The organism is Nostoc spongiaeforme FACHB-130 (assembly GCF_014698475.1).
GTDB lineage: Bacteria > Cyanobacteriota > Cyanobacteriia > Cyanobacteriales > Nostocaceae > Nostoc_B > Nostoc_B spongiaeforme.
Map to the genome: position 1 here is coordinate 14,911 of NZ_JACJTB010000051.1, position 22,510 is coordinate 37,420.

A 22,510-nucleotide genomic window follows, 5' to 3' on the forward strand; every position below is an offset into this window, starting at 1 on the left:
TTGTGCGTAAGTACTGAGACCATCTATAACCGTAATTTTCCTGAGATACTGAGCTTTATGAATTTAATCTTGAAGAAGACTTCAGTAAATTCATCAAAACTCATTCAAAAAATTACCTTATCTTTGAAAAATTGATTGATACTGATGACTGTCACAGGTAATCTAATAAATAATAGATACATTAACTTCATTGGTCTTGAGAACTTCCATGACCACTCACAGCCTGTTTACTGATTTAGAAGAAGCAAATTTTGTTAAACCCAATCTTCAGCCATTAAATCTCCAACTTGGGCAAGAGAAAATTTATAGCTTCTTCATGGAAATTGTAAATGAAAAGTCTCCAGAAGAAGTCTTGCGAGAATTTAAAAGATTATTTTTTGACTTTCTAGAATCAGGTAGTTTAAATACAGTACCTCTAATTCGGAAAATCCTCTCAACCAACAATGAGCAGGAATTTCGGAATACTATTAAGCGTTGTTGCTATATCATAGTTAATAACTGGGCATCTAAAAGAAAATATGAAGCTATTCAAGAATTAATTAACTTATTAGTTAATTATGATGTTCCCTGCAAAAAAAGCAGTTATACCAGTTTGTATACATATAAAAGCTGGCTCAAAAATTTTGTTAAGAGTGAAGATTATCAAGAATTAAAACTATTTGCTCATAAACACGATCATAAAGGTAAATCTCACTGGAGTAATCGCTATGCAGCTTATTTACTAGTTGCCCAATCTTTAGATGTTAATAACCCAAAAGAGCAACAAGAAGCAGCTAGGCAACTTTCTAAGCAGATGAAGGACAATTTTAAATTTGAACTAGCAATGTATATTGCGCGTTCTCAGTCCTCGGCTTCCAATTCTACACGCTATGTCAATCCTAGCATCCTGGGCGATAATGTTTTACGTTTGATTAAAATGATTATCCTAAAAAAAGGATTATTCAGTTATGAAAATTTAGCCAATATATTTATTAAACAAACACATGAGCAAACATTTAAAGAATTTAAAGAAAGTATACGCAAGTACTTATTTTTCTCTGTTAAAAATCTGGAATTGGTCAAAATATTAAATCAAGACTTAAAAGAAAATTTAGCTAATTGGAAACCAGAACATGATGAAGAAGTTTTAGATAAAAACTTATTTCTGCGAAGCTGTAATCGGTTGATTGATTGTCTAACCACAGAAAATGGTCGAGAACCTTCACAGTTATTTATTTTATTACTTTCTCAAGGTCATCCATTAACTTTAGTAATTATTCTCCTCAAAATCATTTTAATTTGTCAGAATTCTCGTAGCCATTTGGAAATTAGAATTGCTCATTTAATTCACTATTACGAAAAATTACCCAAAGATGAGTGCAAATGGGTTATTAATTTTCTAGAAATTTTTAACATCACTTTTGCAATCTACGCTGAAAACATTGAATATAACTTGATTAAAATTGAAGAAGCCAAACAAAATTCTCAAGGTAAGTATAAGATAGATACTTACCATGTGTTTTCCCAATTAAGGGAGAATATTTATCAATAATTGCTAAACAGATTGTTGGTGGACGCAACTTAGTATTATTGGGAAAATATAGTGTTTTTTTGCTTAACTCATATCTTGCACCAGGCGACTGAAGTCGCGGCTACACAGGCAAAACCCCTTCGGGTTCGGGGGTTCGCAATCGACGGGAACCGCCAAGACTGCGACCCCCTCACCGCCTGCGCGGGTTCCAAACCCTTGATTTCTCGTCAGTCCGCGTAGGCGGACTTCGTTTGTATAGCCGCGAATTCCATTCGCTGGGGCTAGGTGCAAGATGTGAGTTAACCAATAAAGACAATCTGCCGCCATTATTTTTTAATATCTTTTGTTGGGTTTTGCTATCGCTACACCCAACTTTGTATATTGATGCAAGTGATAGGATGAGCGATTGTTCTCATACCAAGTTGCAATCAAAGATAATAATTTGGGACGGGAGTGGAGATTAGGAATACTATTTCTAAACGCAACTTAGTATCAGAACTCATAAATCTACCCTAAGTCTTCAAACAAACACTAATGAGTCTATGTAAATATTTTGACTGTGTGAAGTTTGCCAGCAAACCTCTACAATTTGCTTGACACAAATTTTGGCGATAGTACAATCGACACTAGTTAACGGAAAATCAGGGTAATCAATAGTGTACTTGTACTGAATATCACATAATTAGTACATAGTTACTGAAAATTGATCAGATCGCACTATTCCAAGTTAGGATGATCAGTTAGCGATGCCTTGATTTGGCAATCGATATTGAGTTGTTGAGATTTTATGGACAAAAGTCCACAAGACGGCAGTACGAACCTCCTCTAAGCTGGTGAGCGTGTCTCTCGGCGCGGGGGAGGCACATAGGAGGTATTCATGCTCATACAGGACATTCGTGATTCACTGTTCAATGTCTCTGATTTAAATCAGTTGAAATGCGATTTAAATGGGTTACAACCCGTAGATGTCGGTGAATATATTACACAATTACCAGAAAAACAACGAGCGATCGCTTTTCGGCTGTTAAATAAAGCCCAGGCAATTGACGTGTTTGAATATCTACCCACAGATGTGCAGGAAGAATTAATTAATTCCCTGCATGATGTCCAGGTAGTACAAATTATGGAGGCGATGAGTCCTGATGAACGGGCAGAATTATTTGATGAATTACCGGCTGGGGTAGTTAAACGCTTAATACAACAGCTAAGTCCCGAACAAAGACAAGCAACCGCCACAATTCTGGGTTATCCCGAAGGTACTGCTGGGCGGGTGATGACTACAGAATATGTGCGTTTACAAGAAGGTTTAACCGTTGGTGAAGCCTTAAGCAAAATTCGCCGTCAAGACGAAGATAAGGAAACAATTTACTACGCCTACGTTACAGACAATAACCGTAAACTTGTCAGAGTCGTTTCATTGCGTCAGTTATTGTTTACTTTTCCTGATGTCTATATTCGTGATATATCTAGCGATCGCGTCATCAAAGTTAAAACCGAAACGCCGCAAGAAGAAGTCGCCCAAATCATGAAGCGTTACGACTTAATCGCTATCCCAGTAGTAGACAGGGAAGATAGATTAGTCGGCATCATCACTATTGATGATGTGATTGATATTTTAGAAGAAGAAGCCACCGAAGACATCCAAAAACTAGCCGGGGTGAGTGGTGATGAAGAAGCTTTATCAGCGCCCTTAGTTACCATTCGCAAGCGCCTACCGTGGTTGTTGGCAATTATGGCATTGTACATTGGTGCGGCAAGTGCGATCGCACCTTTTCAATCGGTAATTGCGGCTGTACCAGTATTAGCTGTAATTATGCCGATTTTCTCCAACACAGGCGGGACTGTAGGAATTCAAGCCTTAACTGTAACAATTAGAGGCTTGGGTGTTGGCGAAGTCACACCTAGAGATACTTTCAAAATTCTCCGTAAAGAAGTGCTGGCAGGCTTAGGCACAGCCGTAGTTTTAGCTATCACCATGATGGCACTATCGATGATTTGGGCGAAACCCCAAGAACGCTGGGTTGGTGTGGTTGCAGGTACAGTGATGGCGACGAATACACTAGTGGCTGTGACTCTTGGTACTCTCTTACCAATGGGTTTAAAACGGCTGAAGCTTGACCCTGCATTAGTGAGTGGGCCATTAGTCACCACAATGCTAGATACTATCGGCTTTTTAACTTTCCTGACTTTAATTTCTCTGGCTTTGCATATTTTTCACTTACCCCAGTGATTAAACGCAATTTTACTTAATGTAAAGTTTAATTTCATCACCAAAGAAGTTTGGTATGATATTTTATCGTTAGGACTTAAGTAAACAGCATTTTCAACTCTATTCCCTCCTTTGGATCTGTGTCTTCTATCAAACTCTAGTTATTGGCTACTACTGTAGAGTAAGCGAAGCCTCTAGCGCATCTAAGGTTTTCCTTACTCTGTATATCAGTCCTAATTGTCAATATATTGATGACTCTGACATCTATAGTTTTGGGGTAAACAGCAAATATTTAACACCCCACAGCCATTGCATCAATATTATTAACGCAACCATTCCAGTTTAAATCTTTCAAGAGTGTGAGAGCATCTGTCATCTCATACTACAGAAATTTGTTTGACAATATAGCAATCCTAAATGATTTACCAACATCTCCCTTGTTTACCTTGTCTCCCTTACCCCTGTTGTTCATCCATCAAATAGAACTGCTATATGTGCAACTTATTTGTAAATCTCTATCCTTACAGACGCAATCTAGGAAAGATTTGGCTTTAGTAGGTTTTCCGCAAATTAGTTCTTGAGAATTTTTATTAACATCAATTATTGATGAATATTAGCAGTGAAATTTTGTTAAATCTATTTACTAGTTGGAAGTTATGTGCTGTTTTGCCAAGCAATTATGTATCCGTAAAATGTATCAATTTTGATAACACATAATATTGATTGCGAGTCAACCTAAATAGATACAAAATTTGAATATTGATACTGAGTATATGAGCATTATTGTGTGCTTATATTGCTTGAACAAATCTACAAACAATTAGGGATAGAGTATCTCTAGCTCTGTTGCGTTATGTACTGAGGTAATTCATTTAATTTTGATAAAACTATTGTCTGACAGGTCATATAGTTGACTTAATGAATTTATGTAAAGGAGAGAAATGTCATCCCAAAGCCTTGATTTTGCAGCATTATAGCCTAATGCTCCTGGGTAAATGTCAAGCATATAAGCATTTACTTTGTAACTGCATAATTCTCTCTTGATGATGCCTTATTTAAAGATTTTTTTAACTTCATAATGAAAATAACTGGATTTTAAAGATTACATAAACTGGACTTTAGCGTCACATTAACTTCATAGTATCTTGATTTATTTGAGACAGTTTATGTAGAAATATTTAACAGTATATACTTAATAAAAATTTCCTTTTGCTTTGAAGTTGTAGTAATATACAGTGTAATTAGTTACTCAACTATTTGCGAACTTAAGTTCTAAAGTATTGGGATCAATACTTTGCTTGATTTCTTCGTACTCGTGACGAAAAAGCTACAATTCCTCTACGGAATCGGTAGCCCGGAAATTGTATTACTCCTAATGCGAAATAGACAGCCTTGAGTTTGTATTACTCAAATATTAAATAAGCTTGGAACTTAGTTAATGCGAAAACAACGAAGATTTCTTTTATTAATAGTGGGTTTATCTTTAGGCCTGTCTGTACTGATGGGCTATATCAACCCACAAAAGGTCTTCGGTCAGATTGCCTTACCTGACGAAGAAACCTTATTTGCACGCCGACGAGCCGAAGTTGCAACTAACTTTGTAGTTGAGCCTCCTAATGGGCGTACCCTGCGTCCAGCCGAGCGTGTACGTCGTGATAACTTTGGCGATGTCGGGATTAGCCCAATCACTACCGTGGCTCAATTGGATAAATTAGTTTATCCTTCTCTACCCAACTCAATCAAAGAAAGAGAACTCGAAGGGGCGGAATTCTTTACTACCCCCAACAGAGTTGAGAATGGTTTCGGTTCGATGGCTATGCAAACACGATGTGCAGGTTGTCACCTGAATAACCTGGAGTCAGTTCCCAACGAAGGACTGCTGACAGGTACTTCTACTGTGAGTAGAGCCAACAGAACAACTCCTACTAACTTCAGTTTTGTATCTGGTGATACACAAGTTAATGGTGGTAGAGCGCCTGGTAGACGCTTAGATCCAGTCAATCCAGATGGTTCTGTTGACTTAAATCGTCGGAGTTTAAATACCAGTAACGAACTAGATGCGGTCAATAGTACAGGCAGAACCGCAGCCTTTACAGTATTTGGAGACTTTAACGCTACAGCAACACCTGTCATTTTTGATGCGTTAAATGCTACTAGTCCCAGTGGTCAAGATTTTGGTGGCTTCTTACAGCACGTACGCCCTCCTAGTGAAGAACTGAGAGCGACTTTTGGTCTAGATTGTAAACCAGATGCAATCCCCAGCGTTGCAGAAGATAGAAACCTCGATAATTTTAATCGCACCACCGGACGGAGTGCCAGTGGATTTAGACGTGCGATTACTGAACTCGCAGGGCCTCCATATATTGGTCGTGGTTTGATAGAAGCGATTCCTAACGTGGATATTACAGGCGCTTCTGACCCCAATGATGTAAGAGGTGACAATTCTTCCCTCAGAACTACTTTGTTCCAATGTACCGGTGATTGCGTCACAGGTGTCACCAATACAATTCCTCCAAACGTAAGTCCTCCTACCCGCGAGGATTTACTCGCCCAAGGACTAGGACGTTTTGGTCTACGTGCCAATGGCACAGAAATGATGCAGTTTATTGTGGGAGGTATGTTTGGTAGTCTGAGTATGACTAACCGCATCTCTCCTTTTGAGCAAAATATTGCTAACCCCGCTATTGCTCCTTACAATCGCAACTGCCGCAACGAAGTAGCTGATCCAGAACTTCCTGTCAGCAGACCATTTAGCGAACGTAACTTCATCCGTTCCCTTGCTCCCCCAGAATTCGGTAGAGACTTGTTAGCTGTTCTGAGAGCTAAAGATCCTTCTAGAGATTTACCTGGTAACAATCCAGCCGCTAGAGTGCAAAGAGGAGCAGAGTTGTTTGGTATCGACTTGGTTGCCTTTGCTAACCGGACTATTGCTGGTAAGATGCCTAGAGGCGGCGATGGTTTAGATCCCAATGCGATTAACCAGAGCGATCGCATGGTTGGTTGCGTTAACTGCCACATTCCAATTCAAAGAACTGGTCAGTCTCCAGCTACTGGCGACCCATCCTTGGGGCCTGATGCACAAGGACTTATCGATGCTCTCAGCTATCGTTGGGCTCCTATATTCTCTGATATCAACATCCACAGAGGCCCAGTTATTGATGCTGAAAGAAATTCGCCAATTCCCCGCGATCCATTCCTTGTAACCCGTGCTGACGCATTTGGTCAAAGAGGTAATAGTAACGTAGCTACCTTTGCAACCTACGATTTAATGCGTAACTTTGCCAGCGATTCCTTCTCCAACGTGAGAGGTACTGCTACTGGTGATCGCTTCCGTACACCACCTCTAATGGGTATTGGTAGAGTTGGCCCTCCATTCATGCACGATGCGCGTGTCTTCTTAAGTATCCTCAACCGTGACACCACACCTGCGGGTACTGTAACAACTAACAGAGACGTAACCAACGAACCATTAGTTGTTCGCAATGTAGACGAAGCACTGCTGGCTGCAATTGAGCTACATGACCTACCTGCACCCGACGACTCTAAGACCTCTAGACTACCTGGTGCTGGATGTCCTGTACCTCCAAATGTAGGTGGTAAATACTTCAACAAACTTAATTATGACGGTACAGTGAACGGCAGTGATCCCATTGTTATCGACTACGGTGCAAGACCTCAAGATGTCATTTGCCCACCATATAACAGTGAGCTTTCCAACACTCGCCGAAGTGAAGCAAAAGAAGTTATGGCTCGCTTCCGTTCTTTAACACGCGATGATCAAAGAGCAATTATCGCTTTCTTGAGACAGTTGTAAAACCTCTTGGTTTGATCAGACATTGAGTGTTTAAAAATTGAATTGCAGGGACGTTTTCAAAACGTCCCTTCTTTTTTGTCTTTGACAGGTTGCAAGTGTTCAAATCCCCGACTTTTTGAAAAGTTGCGGATTTGTGACCTTTCATAATTGGTTTACCGTACTCAGCACTCAGCACTCTTCATTTTTGCCTTGTTGTACTAGTTAAAACTCGCTTCCTGTATACCCTGTAATTAGCCAGAGAAGGGAACGGACAACATCACGCAAAATCAGGTCTATTGGTTCTAATTCCGTGAGTTGAGAGGGTACTGAGACAGGAGTAAAAGCAATACCTCGACTACCAAGGACTACAGTAGCGATCGCTTTTGCTCTGGGCATGTGCAACTGAGAAGTAATTAAGAATATATGGTGTATCTGCTGTTGCTGGAAAACTTCTACTAAAGTGGTAAAGTTAGTTACCGTATCCGTAGCACGGTAGTCAAGGTGAAATCGCTGATCACTGATCCCTGCGGTATGAAAAATGGCTTTTGCTTCGCGGGGAGGAAGACCAGAAGAAACCCAAATTTTTAGACCTGGATAAAATTGAGCAAACGAAGCTGTAAACTCTTGTCGATTTGCGCCACCACCAAGGGTTAGAATAGCTTGAGGTTGAGGAGTTTGGTAATAAGCAATTGCCAGTCTGACAGGAATAGTCAGTAGTAAAGCGAGAATTAAACCCGCTAGTAACAACATCCATTTTTTTCTCAGTCGGTATATGAGCAATTTCATAACTCCTGGCCAGTTTTGTTGTCAGAATTCAGTCCTCAGAAGTCAGAATCCAGAATGATTGTTAAATCAAGATTTTGCTAGGCAGAAATTTTAATTAGTCCATAACTATGAGCCATTAATCTGTGATCAACACTGACTTCTGTATTCTGTATACTGAGTCCTATTCGATATTAGTCTCGATGTTGAAAGCAAGTGCTATTATTACCTCTGCATACTAAAAGTAAATATTGGTAGAGAAGCAATTTATTGCATCTTGATACCACAACGCACATATTTATGCCTACTACCACCTGGAATCGCCATCACGTAATTTCTTTAGCTGACTTCACTACGGCTGAATACAATACCGTTTTGCAAACGGCTGCAAGTTTTCAAGAAGTGCTATCACGGCGGACGAAGAAAGTACCAACTTTGCAAGGACAGGTGGTGGCGAATTTATTTTTTGAACCTTCTACTCGCACACGTAGCAGTTTTGAACTAGCAGCAAAACGTTTAAGCGCAGATACTTTAAATTTTGCGGCTTCCACTTCTTCGATGACCAAAGGCGAGACAATACTCGATACAGCTAAGACTTATTTGGCGATGGGGACTGATATTATGGTCATCCGTCATCAAGAAGCAGGTGTCCCAGATGCGATCGCTCAAGAAATGGATCGGTTGGGTGTGCGAGTCAGTATACTAAATGCTGGCGATGGTCAACATGAACATCCTTCCCAAGCATTGCTCGATTTATTTACGATTTGTACTTTATTTGACCGCGATCATCCGAATATAGAAACTCTGGCTGGGAAAAAAATTGCGATTGTTGGAGATATTTTACATTCTCGCGTAGCGCGATCGAATATTTGGAGTTTAGTTGCCAGTGGCGCACAAGTGCATTTAGCTGCACCACCGACTTTGTTACCAAAATTATTTGCTGAGTATATGTATAGTGAGAAAAAAGATACACTCAACGGGCGACTATTTTTACATTGGCAATTAGAACCAGCCTTACAAGACGCAGACTTTGTGATGACTCTGCGACTGCAAAAAGAACGAATGACAGCACATTTACTCCCCAGTTTGCGAGAATATCATCAGTTATTTGGCATTACCCGACAAAAATTACAACTGTGCAAGCCTGATGTGAAAGTTCTGCACCCCGGCCCTGTAAATCGTGGTGTAGAAATTAGTTCTGATTTAATGGATGACCCAGAATTTAGCTTGATTCAATCGCAAGTTACCAGTGGTGTAGCAGTCAGAATGGCATTGTTGTATTTGATTGGTAGTGGGAAGACTTAGTGCAGGGGTGTAAGGGTGTAGGCAATAAATGATTAACTACCTTCGTTGAGAATTTCTTGTAAACTGCGTAACAATTCATTCACAGTGTAGGGTTTAGCCAAGAATTTCTTCACACCCATTTTCATGATTTCCCCTAGTTTCTCTTTTGCCATGAGTCCACTGGTGGCAATAATTTTGACTTGGGGGTTTATTTTTTGTAAGGTACGGATGGCTGTTATCCCATCCAATGAGGGCAACATAATGTCCATCAGCACGACACTAATTTTATGAGCATTTTTGGCGTATTGGGCGATCGCTTCAATGCCATCACTAGCAATTAAAGTATCATAATGATGAGTTTCTAGGGATGTTCTGGTAATTTCTTGAATCGAAGGTTCATCATCTACAATCAAAATCAATTCTCCGTGACCGACTTGCGGTGTGATTTCGTCTGGGCTAAAAATTTCCTGTTCACCCACACTAGGCAAATAAACCCGAAAGCAAGTTTCGTTCCCGACTTGGCTTTCTACACTCACAAAACCGCCGTGACTTTTCACAATTCCCAAAACTGTAGAAAGTCCTAATCCTGTGCCTTGTCCTACTGGTTTAGTTGTGAAAAATGGCTCAAAAATTCGATCTAAAATTTCCTCTGGAATGCCAATCCCAGTATCACAGACACTCATTACTGTGTAGGGGCCGACTTTGGCATCTAAATTCATCCGGGCGTAATTTTCATCAATTAATAAATTTTCCGCAGTGATCGTTAAAGTACCACCATCGGGCATCGCATCACGAGCATTAACGCAGAGATTCATTAACACTTGATGGAGTTGGGTACTATCTCCCGAAACCATCCATAACTCAGGTGATAAATCAAGGCGAACTTCAATAAATTTGGGTAGGGTTTCTTTCAAAATTTTGGCAACTTCAACAATTAAGTGTCGAGGTTGCAAATTGATGCGTTGACCTTCCACACCCCGCGCAAAAGATAAGACTTGTTTAACTAAGTCTGCACCGCGCTTGGCATTAATTTCTAAAATTTCTAATAAATGCTGGGTTCGTTCATCAGCATCAGGGAACTTCAGTGGTAATAGTTGCGCTCCCGCTAAAATTGGTGTGAGGATATTGTTGAGGTCGTGGGCGATACCACTGGCTAAAGTGCCGATACTTTCCATCCGTTGGGCGCGAAACAGTTGCGCTTCTAGGCGTTTTTTCTCCGTAATATCCGTATCTACTGTTAAAATTGATTGGGGTCTACCTTGGCGATCGCACACCAAACTCCAGCGACTCGCTACTAATACCTCTTTAAGAGCTTTCGTTCTTTTCCTTAATTCACCTTGCCACTTACCTTTGCTGACGACGTTTAACCAAGCTGCTTCCAATTCCGGGCAAGAGTCATCAAATAATAATTCACTAACATTTTTTCCCCAAGCTTCTGATGCTTGCCAGCCATAAAGTTTTTCTGCACCTTTGTTCCAAAACAAAATTTTATTATCTAAATCGCGCACAAAAATTGCATCTGTGGTGATGTCTAATAATGCTGCTTGTTCGCGGATTTTTGCTTCGGCTTGTTTGTTTTCAGTGATATCGATACTGGCGCAAGTTATCCCCACAATATCTTGTGACTCATTGCGTAATGGCTCAACAGTCAAATCATAATAGCGAATTCCTTGGGGAGTAGTCAGCAATACTTCTGCTCTTGTACCTATCCCTGTAATCAGAACACCTTGTTTAATAGTGGTTAAATTTTGAGCATCTGCATCTGGGAGCAGTTCTGAGTCATGCTTACCCAGCATATCTTCATTTGTCCAGCCAGAAATAGAGTTATAAACCCAGGTGTAACGTAACTCTCTATCTTGATTGAACACAAAAATCGGCGAATTTTTCAGTGCTACGCGAAATCTTTCCTCACTCTGACGTAGTGCATCTTCAATCCGTTGACGCTCAATCGCATAGCGCATCGAACGCACTAGCAAATCACCAGTTACTTGCCCCTTAACTAAATAATCTTGCGCTCCTTCTTGCATGGCGCGGAGTGCTAAAGTTTCGTCATCTAAACCTGTTAGCACAATAATCGGTGTAGCTTTTGCTTGATGGGTAGCAGTCACAAAGGTGCCAATACCTTGACTGTCAGGTAGAGACAGGTCTAATAACATCAAATCAAAACTATTGTCCGCTAATAAGTTGAGTGCTGCTGATAATTGCTCAACAGGATGCAACTCTATATTGACGGTCTTGACTTCTTTTAATAACTCCTGTAGAAGAAAAACATCGCCAGGATTATCTTCGACTAATAGGACTTTGATTAATTTTCCTGCCATTTCCATTACTCCGGCGGCAGTTTTACGATCGCAAACCAGAAATTCTCTATGGATTGTACAATTTTAACGAATTGATCAAAATCTACCGGCTTGGTGATATAACAATTAGCGGCCAAATTATAAGCTTTAAGAATATCTTCTTCCGATTGGGAAGTAGTCAGAACAACGACGGGAATCCGTTTGAGACTGTCGTCAGATTTAATTTCTGCCAATACCTCCCGTCCATCTTTGCGCGGTAAATTTAAATCTAACAATACAATATCAGGATGAGGTTTTCTGGCATAGCTATCCTGCTTGCGTAAAAATGCCATCGCCTCTACACCATCTTCCACAACATTGAGGTTAATTGAGATTTTGCTATCTTGTAGGGCAATGCGTGTCAGTTCCGCATCACCAGGATTATCTTCAACTAACAAAACCTCAATTGGCATAATTGATTGTGGGTTATTCACGATAGTTGACCTGCTTGATCTGGAATTGTGAAATAGAAGTTCGAGCCTTGGCCCGGTTCTGACTCAACCCAGATACGTCCGCCGTGGCGTTCTATGATTTTCTTACAAATTGCCAAACCAATACCAGTACCCGGATACTTACTTCTACCATGCAAACGCTGAAAAATTACAAAAATACGTTCAGCGTAATGTGTCTCTAAACCAATTCCATTATCACTCACGGAGAATAACCATTCGTGGGGAGTGGGGAGTGGGGAGTGGGGAATGGGGAGGGAAGAGGGAGACAAGGGTGAGGGGGGAGACAAGGGAGAAGAAACATCTTTGTCTACGTTTCCACCTTGTCCACCTTGTCCCCCTTGTCTCCCATCTCCCTCATCTGCTCTCAATGCACTAACATGAATGCGTGGTGGGATGTCTCGGCGGAATTTGATGGCGTTGGCAATGAGGTTTTGAAAGACTTGTGTGAGTTGTATGGGATCGGCTGTAATTGTGGGGAGATGGTCGTAGGTAATTTCTGCGCTACTATCTTCTATAGCAAATTTTAGGTTAGCGATCGCCTGCTCTAAAATCTGTCCACAATCAACTTCCACAAAAGGTTGTCCCCTGGTTGTTACCCGTGAATAATTCAACAAGTCGTTAATCAAGTTTTGCATTCGCCGCGCTCCATCCACGGCATAGTTGATAAACTGATCGGCAGTGGCATCAAGTTGGCTACTATATTTCCGCTCTAGTAGCTGCAAGTAACTTGTCACCATCCGCAATGGTTCTTGCAAATCATGGGAAGCGACATAAGCAAACTGTTCCAATTCCGAATTAGAACGCGCTAACTCTTGAACATGGCGGGTTTCTTGTTCTAAAAGTTGTGCTTGGGATAAAGCAATACCAATTTGATTAGCTAACTGGAGTAATAATTCCGTTTCAAAGTTGTTCCAATGACGGGGATGAGCGCACTGATGGGCAATTAATAAGCCCCAAATCCCATCACGGATGAAAATTGGGACTACGAGGTTAGCTTGGACACCAAACTGCTGCAAAAATTCTTTATGACAGTCTTGAATGTCAGCTGTTGCAATATCAAAAATTGTACTGATGCGTCCTTGACGATATTTTTCTACGTAATTTTGTTGGAAACAAGGATCAAGAATATTTTGTCCTAAAACCACAGGCCAACCTGATAGGACTGCTTCTTGCACCACTGTACCGGAACCATCAGGACACAGGCGAAAAATTAACACTCTGTCAGCTTGCAGGAGTTTTTGGACTTCTTTAACTGTGGTTTGGAGGATTTCTTCTAATTGTAGAGATTCTCGAATTTTGAGTGTGATTTCGGCGAATAATTGCGATCGCAAGTGCTGTTTTTTGAGTTCTTCTTCGGCTTGTTTGCGCTCAGTCACATCTAAGGTGACACCAATCATCCGTATGGGTTGATTATCCCCATCATAAATAACAGTACCCCTAGCTAATATCCAATGAATGCTGTTATCTGGCCAAATACAGCGATATTCTGCCTCGTAATCACCATGATGTTCTATAGCTTCTCTAACACACTCTTGCATATAAGAGCGATCGTCAGGATGAATACATTCAAGAAGCTTACTATAGGTAAACTCAACTTCTGGCGACAGACCAAAGTTGACATAGCACTGACTAGAGGTAGATAATTCACTTGTTTTCAGGTCAAGTTGCCAAGAACCTAGTTTAGCCGCCTGTAGTGCTAACTTCAATCTTTGGTCACTTTCGCGCAAAAACTCTTCTGTTTGCTGTTTTTTGACTAAATGCCGCCTGAGTTCTAATTGACTAACTACCTGACTACCTAAAGCTGATAATGCCTCTATTTGCTGTTGGTTCAACTCCCTGGGTTTTGGGTCAATTGCACAAAGCGTTCCTAATATCTGTCCGTCGGGAGAAACCAGAGGTACGCCAGCATAAAACCGGATATATGGATAACCCGTCACTGCCGGATTTGCTGCATATTGCTCGTCTTGTAACGTATCATTAATAACTACAATATTCTGGCGTTCTAAGCAAAGATACGATAAACCAACATTCCGGGGCATTTCTGCCACATCTATACCAAGTTTCGCTTTAAACCACTGACGATTTTCATCAATGAAATTAACCAAAGCAATGGAAGTACCACAAATAAAAGCTGCCAACTGGGCAAGATGATCGTAGGCTGGTTCTGGTTCAGTATCTAAAATCTGATATCGGCGCAGAGCTTCTAGCCTCGCCTGTTCTTGATGATAAGATTCAGGTTGCATTAATTTTTGGGAAAAAACTCAAAAAAGGTTTGATTAAAAGTCGGAAAAAATTAGATTTTTAATTAATATTTTTTTACTTTAGTTAATAATTTAACTAGCTGTGAGTTTTTAGAGGAGTTTTTTTAGATTTTGAGTTAATTCGCATCTTGCACCAAGCAACTGAAGTCGCGGCTACAAAGACAAAACCCTTAATTTTAGCTTACTCAGCACTCGGTAAATGCCCCGACGACAGTCGCACGAGACTGGCTTATCCTTGTAGACGTTTTTTTAACTCAACACTCTTCATGTTAGTCCGCGTAGGCGGACTTTGTTTTTATAGCCGCAAATTCTATTCGTCGGGGCTAAGATGTAAGCGATCGCCCTAAACTTGAATATTGGGCGTAACTCCAGTGAATTAAGGAAGTAGGAAGTAGGGAAAATCCTACACCTCTACACCCTTACACCCCTATACCCCCACCAAAACCGCCTCGCGCAACTTAGCACTCAACTCGCACATATTACCTGTATTAATTCGGTAACTTAACGGATGTCCAATTAACCGCGCCGTACTGTGATACAAAGTCTCTAGTTCAATTAAGCCATTTTCGCGCAAAGTCCGCCCTGTAGAAACCAAATCCACAATAGCTTCTGACATTCCTGTAATTGGGCCAAGTTCCACAGAACCAGATAACGGTACTATTTCTACTGGTAAATCTAAACTTTGAAAATATTCCCTAGCACAATTGACATACTTAGAAGCAATGCGGCTGTGGGGCGGAAAATCTAAAGGTGATTTGTAAGGACTGGCTGCTTTAACTGCCACCGACATGCGACAATAGCCAAATTGTAAATCAACTAAATGGGCTACCTGTGGCTGTTTTTCTCGCAACACATCATAACCAACAATACCCAACTGTGCCTGACCATATTCTACATAGACAGGTACATCCTGTGCGCGTACTAACAAACCCCTAGCTTGTCCACTCGCATCAAGAATCTGAAGTTGGCGATTTCCAGAATCTAAAAAAGCACTAAAATCTAGTCCTACAGATTGCAACAGGCGGATGCTATTTTTTAGTAGTTCCCCTTTCGGTAGTGCGACAGTCAACATTCTTTTTCTTGATATCCTTAGCGTGTAGACAGTTCATTTATTATTGAGAATATCTCGATTGCTTACCATAAGCAGCATGAGAATTTTATTAGTTGACGATGAAGTAGAATTAACAGACCCCTTAAGTCGCGTGTTAACTCGTGAAGGTTACACCGTAGATGCGGCTTATGATGGGGCTAATGGTAGTCATCTGGCCGCAGCCAGTCATTATGACTTACTAATTTTAGATTGGATGTTGCCAGGAAAAACCGGATTAGAAATTTGCCAAGAATTGCGACGACAAGGCAAAAATACACCTGTGTTGTTTCTTACCGCCAAAGATACCTTAGACGATCGCGTGCAAGGTTTAGACGCTGGTGCAGATGATTATTTAGTTAAACCCTTTGAATTACGGGAATTGTTAGCCAGAGTCCGCGCTTTATTGCGTCGTGGAAGTTCCCAAATTTATGAAACTACTCCCGAAAGATTAGTTGTTGCTGATTTAGAACTTGATTGCGACAACCAAGTAGCTTACCGCCAAGGACGCATTATTGAACTCTCCCAAAAAGAAAGTCAACTGTTGCAATACTTTATGGAACACACAGGACAGTTGCTAACTCACGCCCAAATTATGGAGCATCTCTGGCAAGATGAAGAACAACCAAGTAGCAACGTCATCGCAGCATTAATTCGCCTGTTGCGCCGCAAGATTGAGGTAGGTAAAGAAACCACGTTGATTCACACAGTGTATGGTAAAGGCTATCGCTTCGGTAGTGCGTTTGTTGAGTAAAGCGATCGCACTTTGATGACTAGTTTAGGCGATCATAAAATCAACAAATTTTCCCACCCACCTACTTTAGGAATGAAGAGTGCTGAGTACTCTTTTCCTTACTCAGCACTCAGTACTGAGCATGGTAAAAGATCCTCATCTCTAGCCCCTAGCCCCTTTTTTACTCAAGTTCCACAATCACTGGTGTATGATCGCTGGGTTGGGGTAATGTTCTGGGGTTCACGTCAATAATGCAACTTTTGGCACGCTCATACAAAACTGGTGTGAGATAGTGATGATCAATCCGCCAACCCAAGTTGCGGCGAAAGGCGGCTGTGCGATAATCCCACCAACTGTAATGTCCGCCTTCAGTAGTAAACTTGCGGAAAGCATCAGCAAAGCCTAATTCCAGAATATCTCTCAAGGCTTGGCGTTCTGCTGGTGACGACATAATATGGTTATCTGCATTTACTTTGTCGTGAATATCTATTGATTCCAGAGCAATATTAAAGTCACCGCAAATGCAAATGGCTGACTTTGACTTGAGCAGAAATTGTAAATACTCTCGTAACACAGTCAACCAGCGTAACTTAAATTCATATTTTTCACTGCCAATGGCAGAACCATTAGGTACATATAAATTTACAATCCGAATATCATCAATCACACCTGTAATTACGCGTTTCTGCTCATCCCATTCTGGTTCTAGGTGAGGCAATATAGCGGTGAATCCAGCAGAAACATCTTTGAGTGGTTGACGGGAGATGAGGGCAACACCGTTATAAGCTTTTTGTCCTGAGATGTAGAGATGATAGCCTAATTCGACAAAAGGCGATCGCGGAAAATCGGCATCTATGACTTTTGTTTCTTGCAAACAAAGCACATCCACAGGATTCTCACGTAACCAATAGATCACCTGTTCTAGACGAGTGCGAATTGAATTAACATTCCAAGTTACAATTTTCATTTAGTTATTTATCGAAATTAATGCCTAAAATTCCCAATTAACAAAATTTTAGTATTATTTAATCTTTATGTTAATGATCCTCGTAAATGCCGATTTTTAAACAGATTATTCTTCTAAGAAAATTGATCCCGGATGGGATTTTTAGTATTTATGGCTACAAAATCTAGCTTTTTGTAAGTTCTGCTACAAAATATTCAGACTAATTCTGATTCTCAAGGTAGATGAAAATCAAGGAAGGTGAGCTATATTTTAAAGGTGTAGACACTTAGTGACTACAACCTGTAAATAGTCTTAAATTTAGCGGTAGACAGAGACGTTAGTGTTAACTAATGTTGCACTCTTGCAAGCCAGTCAAGTTAATTGAAATCTTAAAAGAGTCAGTAAAAATGCTTTGTCTTCGAGAAAAGATTTTAATAATCTTTATAACAAGACTTTCTGACAGTCCGAACCAAAACAACTTATGACAATCGCTCAGGTGCCCCTTTATGGGAACGAGTTCCGCCTTCAAATCATGGAGGAATTGAACTATTAGTGAGTTGCTTGACCGATGAATTAATGCGCCTTGGTTATGAAGTAACTTTGTTTGCTTCTGGTGATTCACAAACTCTGGCTCGTTTAGTAGCAATTCATCCACAGGCATTACCCTTAGATAGCAATGTCCAAGAGTATGCAGTGTGTGAAATGTTGGAAAAGAGCCAAACTGATCAACAAGCTGCAGAATTCGGCATCATTCATTCTCATGTAGAAATTGGGGCATTACCTTTAGCAAGTTTGGTTACAACTCCCAGTGTGCATAATCTGCACAGCAATTTTACAAAAGATAATGTTAACGTCTACAGTCGCCACCAAAAGCAAGCTTACATCAGCATTAGTCACACTCAACGGCAAATTAATTTAAATTATCTTGCCATAGTTGGTAACGGAATTTTGCTTGCAGATTATCCGTTAATGCCACAAAATTGAGCGTTACTCAAATGGTTGACAGCTACGAAACAGCCTACAAAAAAATTATAAAAAATCGCATCAACCTCAATGGTTACATCCATACCGCTCAAGTGCGGCAATAATTTACAACCTTTTTACCTGCATTTAACACCAATCTTATTTTTAAGGAGGACATTGGAATGAGTATGCGAGCCAACACTTGCCCGTGTTGCGGTGGTTCCCTACTGCGTCATGTCCGTCATGGTGAACTATATTGGTTTTGCCTGTCGTGCCGACAAGAAGTACCACTGTTGACAATTAATCGCTTAAATAATGGAGAAACCCGGAATACAGGAGTGCTGACTCAGCCAAAGATTAATACTTAAGTCTTTAGGGGTTAAGCACAAAGGTTTTTTAGGGAGACTGGGTGTAAGGGTATAGGGATGTACTTATTCAAAACCCTTACATCAAATCTCAACAGATAATCTTTGTGTTTAAAAACCTTGATTTTCTGTTAGGGACTTCCAGAAAATAAATTATTCAATTTCCGAGAGAAGACATAGAATATTTTCCCCCTGCTTTCTGCCCTTTGCCTACATAGTGATAGTATATTTTTTAAGCTGGGAGTCCCTTAGTCTGCCCAAGGAGACTTTGTTTGTATGGCTGCGACTTCTAGTCTCTAGGGGTAGATGGGAAATGTGAACATACCCATAGAATAAAATATGAATTTCTCTTCATAAAAATTCATACTTTAGACTTCACACTTCATACTTCATTAAAATACTCAAAGAGATTTTTAAGCAACCAAAGATAATCTATAAATGACAAGCTCTACAGATATTGCAACCTTAGCAAGATGGATGGCTGCTGATTTTAGTAACCAAGCCCAGGCTTTTGAAAATCCGCCATTTTATGCACATATTCGCGTGTGTATGCGTCCCTTACCTTTGGAATTGTTATCAGGGGTCAGTTTTTTTGTGGAACAAGCTTATGACTATATGTTGAATGACCCTTATCGTTTGCGGGTGTTAAAGTTGTTGAACGTAGGCGATCGCATCCACATCGAAAACTACACTGTTAAACAAGAAGAAAAATTCTACGGTGCATCTCGTGACTTAGAACGCCTCAAAACCCTCACAGCCGATGACTTAGAGAAACTACCAGGCTGTAACATGATAGTCGAGTGGACAGGTAACAGCTTTAAAGGTCATGTAGAACCAGGAAAAGGCTGTATTGTGTTCCGCAAAGGTCAAAGAACTTACCTAGACAGTGAATTTGAAATTGACGACGAAAAATTCATCAGTCTTGACAGGGGACGCGACTTAGAAACCGATGAACATATATGGGGTTCCGTCGCCGGGCCATTTTACTTCGTGCGGTGGGCGAGTTTTGCTGATGAAGTGAAGTGCTGAGTGCTGAGTATTGAGTTGGGAGGATAAGGGGAACAAGGGAGATAGGGGAGACAAGATATTAATTTTTAACTTGTCTAGTATCCCGTTGCAGCTAACTCCAGTGGGTGAAAATAGGGAACTCTTTCTATTGACGTTTCCCAAACACCACTGGGGTATAGTTTTAACAGCCGAAATCCTGGTGATTTTTCGTCAATAGCAAAAGTGGGACTATTGGAACGAAATTGAATGCAAGTTGAGGGAGTTCCCAAATACTCGACGTTGTGGCGCTGGTGTTGGAATTTTTGATGAATATGACCGAATAAAACTAACTTAACTTGTGGGTGACGGTCAATCACTGCAAAAAATTCTTCAGGATTTTGGAGGCTACTGCTATCTAACCATAGAGAATTTATCAAAAAAGGTGGATGATGTAACGCTATTAATGTGGGTTTATCACCTAGTTTTGTTAATTCCGACTCCAGCCAACTTAGAGTATTAGCAGAAATATGACCATGTACACACTCAGGTACAGCCGAGTTTAGTAAGATAAAATTCCAATTACCACGCTGAAAAGACTTGCGCCGCGAAATCATTCCCAAGTTAAGAATTTCATTCATTGCGATCGCACAGTCATGATTTCCTGGTAGCCAGTAAGTAGGTATCTGTAATTGATTAACTAAACTTTGCAGATGTTCATAAGACTCAGAAGTTCCATCCCCAGATAAATCTCCCGTCAACAATAGTAAATCAATTTCCGATTTTAACTCCTGCAATCGTGCCAAAACTACCTTAAAAGACTCACTTGTAGGCATTCCCAGCAGTTGATGATTTTCTGAGGCAAACAGATGTATATCCGTTACCTGAGCAATTGATAAGGGAGGTATATAATTTATCTTCACTGCTCACACTCTATTTGTATCTGTACCCTGATTTGTATTATCGGTAGAACACTGAACTTTCACTCAAGTAGCAAAACTAGCTTGATATTAAGTGCGTGCCTAATAATTATTTTGGCAACTTACCTTGGAAATTCAAAGCTTCTGCTCAAAATGTGTTACCAGTCTTTAAGTAATTGTTATACTCAAGGCTGTACATAAAAATACAATTTTAAATAAAAAAATTTCGCATCTACCCTAAGATAGAAAAAAGTAACCGGACTTACGCACAGAGATTGGGTGCGGAATGTGGACTATAAGGTTAACTATCGATGTTTCGCGCCTTTGCGCCTACTCTTCTCCTGACGGAGACGCTGCGCGAACGAGAAGCCGCTACCGCGTCTATGCGCGAAACAAAAAACATCTCTCTAATCAGCCCTTAGTTTCTTCCTGTCTCTCGCAGACTTCCCGCCCGACAATCTCGCAACCAAGCTTTTATCCCTTGGGCGACTGTACCATTACTACTATCACGCGGTGGTGTTGGTGGTTGTTGATTTCTAGAAGTACCAGTTTGTGTCAACATCGTTACCAAATACCAGCCATTTTGATTTTTAGTCAAAAACAACCAATGAAATTCTTGTAATTCAATAGCTTTATTTTCTATATACTGTCGTTCTAAGGTAGTAAAAAATACCTGCTCAACTTTTGAGTTAGCACTTTTCTGCTCATTGATATCATCACTAGCAGGATTTAGTGGTAGAGGTTGAAATTCTGGTCTACCCGCTAACAGCATATAACTGAACAAATCACTACTTCTTGCTCGCCGACGAGCGCGTTGACTGGCACGATTACTATAACTAGGTAAATCACGCAAAAGTTGAGTAGTTAATGTTTCGATATTTTTTTCTCTGCAAACAGAGTTTACATTTATCCCTGCGGTTTGAGAAAATGCAGTGTTATCAACAGTATGGGCAATTATTAGACAGAAAGTAGAAGTGATGAGGGGGAGTAGGGATGTAGGGGTGTAGGGAAACGACTTTTTCATACTTTTGTGTGAGTAAAGCTTAAATTTTAGGATGCGTTATATCAACGCTGAACACACCGGAAAAGATGGTACGTTACGGCTAATTCTCACTCTCTTAAGTTCCAAAATTCTTGCATAGCCGTAACACACTCTACTTACTAGTCCCTAGCCTCCAGCCTCTAGTTCAATTCCTCAGAAATTCGCTTCCAGGCTAACTCAGGATCAGGCGCAGCAGTGATAGGACGACCAATTACTAAATAGTTTGCACCAGCGAGTATGGCTTGGGAAGGGGTGAGCGATCGCTTTTGATCTCCTTTATCAGCCCAAGTTGGACGCACCCCCGGACAAACGAATAAAAATTCATCCCCACAGGTTTGGCGCAATTGTGCCACTTCTTGGGGTGAACATACCGCCCCATCTAACCCTGACTCTTGCGCCATTAATGCCATTTCTAGGGCAAATTCGGGCAACTCTAGGGGAATTTTTAAATCAAACGCCAATTGTCGCGCCGAAATACTCGTCAGCAGCGTAATAGCAATTAATTTTGGCGGTTGCACACCTGCTTGGGCTGCGCCTGTTTGGGCTGCTTCTGTGGCAGCTTTGAGGGCATCTCTACCTGCGGTTGCATGAATTGTCAACAAATCTACCCCATAACGCGCCGCACTGCGACAAGCCCCAGCCACAGTATTCGGAATATCGTGAAACTTTAAATCTAGAAAGATGCGCTTTTGCCGAGACTTTAAGATTTCTAAAATTTCCGGCCCAGTGCTGGTAAACAACTCTAACCCAACCTTCCAGAAACTCACTGATTCTAGCTTGTCAATTAAAGCGATCGCACCCTCCAAATCCGGCACATCCAAAGCCACAATTATTTTGTCATTTGTCATTCGTCATTTGTC

General features: G+C 40.7%; 17 protein-coding genes and 1 pseudogene. 8 read left to right on the forward strand and 10 right to left on the reverse strand.

Annotation, left to right across the window (positions count from 1 at the left end; translation table 11 throughout):
* Positions 1-208 precede the first annotated feature (208 nt).
* The gene (locus tag H6G74_RS26255; RefSeq protein ID WP_190970446.1) at positions 209-1,531 is read left to right on the forward strand and encodes a hypothetical protein; all 1,323 of its coding nucleotides are present in this window, start codon (positions 209-211) and stop codon (positions 1,529-1,531) included.
* A gap of 63 nt (positions 1,532-1,594) precedes the next feature.
* Here H6G74_RS26255 and H6G74_RS26260 read toward each other — a convergent pair whose 3' ends face one another.
* On the reverse strand, positions 1,595-1,837 hold the full coding sequence (locus H6G74_RS26260; protein WP_190970447.1) for a hypothetical protein: 243 nt from the start codon (positions 1,835-1,837) through the stop codon (positions 1,595-1,597).
* A gap of 550 nt (positions 1,838-2,387) precedes the next feature.
* Here H6G74_RS26260 and mgtE point away from each other — a divergent pair.
* The gene (gene mgtE / locus H6G74_RS26265; protein WP_190970448.1) at positions 2,388-3,740 is read left to right on the forward strand and encodes a magnesium transporter; all 1,353 of its coding nucleotides are present in this window, start codon (positions 2,388-2,390) and stop codon (positions 3,738-3,740) included.
* Between the two features lie 1,417 nt (positions 3,741-5,157).
* Positions 5,158-7,533, forward strand: coding sequence for a di-heme oxidoredictase family protein (locus tag H6G74_RS26270; RefSeq protein WP_190970449.1), 2,376 nt, complete (start codon positions 5,158-5,160; stop codon positions 7,531-7,533).
* A gap of 201 nt (positions 7,534-7,734) precedes the next feature.
* Here the strand turns inward: H6G74_RS26270 and H6G74_RS26275 are convergent, their stop codons facing one another.
* Positions 7,735-8,262: a YdcF family protein gene (locus H6G74_RS26275; RefSeq protein WP_190970464.1), complete on the reverse strand. Its 528-nt coding sequence runs from the start codon at positions 8,260-8,262 to the stop codon at positions 7,735-7,737.
* A 312-nt stretch (positions 8,263-8,574) separates the two neighbouring features.
* Between H6G74_RS26275 and H6G74_RS26280 the strand changes: the two genes are divergently transcribed.
* Positions 8,575-9,579 carry an aspartate carbamoyltransferase catalytic subunit gene (locus tag H6G74_RS26280; protein ID WP_190970450.1) on the forward strand — a complete coding sequence of 335 codons (1,005 nt, stop codon included), beginning with the start codon at positions 8,575-8,577 and terminating at the stop codon, positions 9,577-9,579.
* A gap of 32 nt (positions 9,580-9,611) precedes the next feature.
* On the opposite strand, the gene H6G74_RS26285 is transcribed toward H6G74_RS26280, so the two are convergent.
* The 4 genes from H6G74_RS26285 to hisG form a co-directional block, all read right to left on the reverse strand.
* Positions 9,612-11,879 (reverse strand): hybrid sensor histidine kinase/response regulator, encoded by a 2,268-nt coding sequence (locus tag H6G74_RS26285; RefSeq protein WP_190970451.1) that lies wholly within the window; start codon positions 11,877-11,879, stop codon positions 9,612-9,614.
* 5 nt (positions 11,880-11,884) lie between these two features.
* The gene (locus tag H6G74_RS26290; protein WP_190970465.1) at positions 11,885-12,310 is read right to left on the reverse strand and encodes a response regulator; all 426 of its coding nucleotides are present in this window, start codon (positions 12,308-12,310) and stop codon (positions 11,885-11,887) included.
* A gap of 17 nt (positions 12,311-12,327) precedes the next feature.
* Positions 12,328-14,592, reverse strand: coding sequence for a GAF domain-containing protein (locus tag H6G74_RS26295; protein WP_190970452.1), 2,265 nt, complete (start codon positions 14,590-14,592; stop codon positions 12,328-12,330).
* 445 nt (positions 14,593-15,037) lie between these two features.
* Positions 15,038-15,682 (reverse strand): ATP phosphoribosyltransferase, encoded by a 645-nt coding sequence (hisG, locus tag H6G74_RS26300; RefSeq protein WP_190970453.1) that lies wholly within the window; start codon positions 15,680-15,682, stop codon positions 15,038-15,040.
* Between the two features lie 76 nt (positions 15,683-15,758).
* Between hisG and rppA the strand changes: the two genes are divergently transcribed.
* Positions 15,759-16,451 carry a two-component system response regulator RppA gene (rppA, locus tag H6G74_RS26305; RefSeq protein WP_190970454.1) on the forward strand — a complete coding sequence of 231 codons (693 nt, stop codon included), beginning with the start codon at positions 15,759-15,761 and terminating at the stop codon, positions 16,449-16,451.
* 160 nt (positions 16,452-16,611) lie between these two features.
* On the opposite strand, the gene xth is transcribed toward rppA, so the two are convergent.
* Positions 16,612-17,397: an exodeoxyribonuclease III gene (gene xth / locus H6G74_RS26310; protein WP_190970455.1), complete on the reverse strand. Its 786-nt coding sequence runs from the start codon at positions 17,395-17,397 to the stop codon at positions 16,612-16,614.
* Positions 17,398-17,832: 435 nt separating this feature from the next.
* Here xth and H6G74_RS26315 point away from each other — a divergent pair.
* The 3 genes and pseudogenes from H6G74_RS26315 to H6G74_RS26325 all read left to right on the forward strand — a co-directional run.
* A pseudogene (locus tag H6G74_RS26315) lies at positions 17,833-18,354 on the forward strand (glycosyltransferase); the annotation flags it as partial.
* 167 nt (positions 18,355-18,521) lie between these two features.
* Positions 18,522-18,707, forward strand: coding sequence for a hypothetical protein (locus tag H6G74_RS26320; protein WP_083468729.1), 186 nt, complete (start codon positions 18,522-18,524; stop codon positions 18,705-18,707).
* 435 nt (positions 18,708-19,142) lie between these two features.
* A complete protein-coding gene (locus H6G74_RS26325; protein ID WP_190970456.1) occupies positions 19,143-19,733 on the forward strand; it encodes a chromophore lyase CpcT/CpeT in 591 nt (196 codons plus the stop codon).
* Between the two features lie 74 nt (positions 19,734-19,807).
* Here the strand turns inward: H6G74_RS26325 and cpdA are convergent, their stop codons facing one another.
* The 3 genes from cpdA to pyrF form a co-directional block, all read right to left on the reverse strand.
* Positions 19,808-20,605 (reverse strand): 3',5'-cyclic-AMP phosphodiesterase, encoded by a 798-nt coding sequence (cpdA, locus tag H6G74_RS26330; protein ID WP_190970467.1) that lies wholly within the window; start codon positions 20,603-20,605, stop codon positions 19,808-19,810.
* A gap of 421 nt (positions 20,606-21,026) precedes the next feature.
* Positions 21,027-21,632 (reverse strand): hypothetical protein, encoded by a 606-nt coding sequence (locus tag H6G74_RS26335; protein WP_190970457.1) that lies wholly within the window; start codon positions 21,630-21,632, stop codon positions 21,027-21,029.
* A gap of 158 nt (positions 21,633-21,790) precedes the next feature.
* Positions 21,791-22,498, reverse strand: a complete 708-nt coding sequence (gene pyrF / locus H6G74_RS26340; RefSeq protein WP_190970458.1) for an orotidine-5'-phosphate decarboxylase — start codon at positions 22,496-22,498, stop codon at positions 21,791-21,793.
* Between the last annotated feature and the right edge of the window lie 12 nt (positions 22,499-22,510).

What these genes read in the sequence shown, in the direction of transcription:
- H6G74_RS26255 (WP_190970446.1), top strand. Translation starts at nt 209, where the DNA reads ATGACCACTCACAGCCTGTTTACTGATTTAGAAGAAGCAAATTTTGTT.
- H6G74_RS26260 (WP_190970447.1), bottom strand. Translation starts at nt 1,837, where the DNA reads ATGGCGGCAGATTGTCTTTATTGGTTAACTCACATCTTGCACCTAGCC.
- mgtE (WP_190970448.1), top strand. Translation starts at nt 2,388, where the DNA reads ATGCTCATACAGGACATTCGTGATTCACTGTTCAATGTCTCTGATTTA.
- H6G74_RS26270 (WP_190970449.1), top strand. Translation starts at nt 5,158, where the DNA reads ATGCGAAAACAACGAAGATTTCTTTTATTAATAGTGGGTTTATCTTTA.
- H6G74_RS26275 (WP_190970464.1), bottom strand. Translation starts at nt 8,262, where the DNA reads ATGTTGTTACTAGCGGGTTTAATTCTCGCTTTACTACTGACTATTCCT.
- H6G74_RS26280 (WP_190970450.1), top strand. Translation starts at nt 8,575, where the DNA reads ATGCCTACTACCACCTGGAATCGCCATCACGTAATTTCTTTAGCTGAC.
- H6G74_RS26285 (WP_190970451.1), bottom strand. Translation starts at nt 11,879, where the DNA reads ATGGCAGGAAAATTAATCAAAGTCCTATTAGTCGAAGATAATCCTGGC.
- H6G74_RS26290 (WP_190970465.1), bottom strand. Translation starts at nt 12,310, where the DNA reads ATGCCAATTGAGGTTTTGTTAGTTGAAGATAATCCTGGTGATGCGGAA.
- H6G74_RS26295 (WP_190970452.1), bottom strand. Translation starts at nt 14,592, where the DNA reads ATGCAACCTGAATCTTATCATCAAGAACAGGCGAGGCTAGAAGCTCTG.
- hisG (WP_190970453.1), bottom strand. Translation starts at nt 15,682, where the DNA reads ATGTTGACTGTCGCACTACCGAAAGGGGAACTACTAAAAAATAGCATC.
- rppA (WP_190970454.1), top strand. Translation starts at nt 15,759, where the DNA reads ATGAGAATTTTATTAGTTGACGATGAAGTAGAATTAACAGACCCCTTA.
- xth (WP_190970455.1), bottom strand. Translation starts at nt 17,397, where the DNA reads ATGAAAATTGTAACTTGGAATGTTAATTCAATTCGCACTCGTCTAGAA.
- H6G74_RS26320 (WP_083468729.1), top strand. Translation starts at nt 18,522, where the DNA reads ATGAGTATGCGAGCCAACACTTGCCCGTGTTGCGGTGGTTCCCTACTG.
- H6G74_RS26325 (WP_190970456.1), top strand. Translation starts at nt 19,143, where the DNA reads ATGACAAGCTCTACAGATATTGCAACCTTAGCAAGATGGATGGCTGCT.
- H6G74_RS26335 (WP_190970457.1), bottom strand. Translation starts at nt 21,632, where the DNA reads ATGAAAAAGTCGTTTCCCTACACCCCTACATCCCTACTCCCCCTCATC.
- pyrF (WP_190970458.1), bottom strand. Translation starts at nt 22,498, where the DNA reads ATGACAAATGACAAAATAATTGTGGCTTTGGATGTGCCGGATTTGGAG.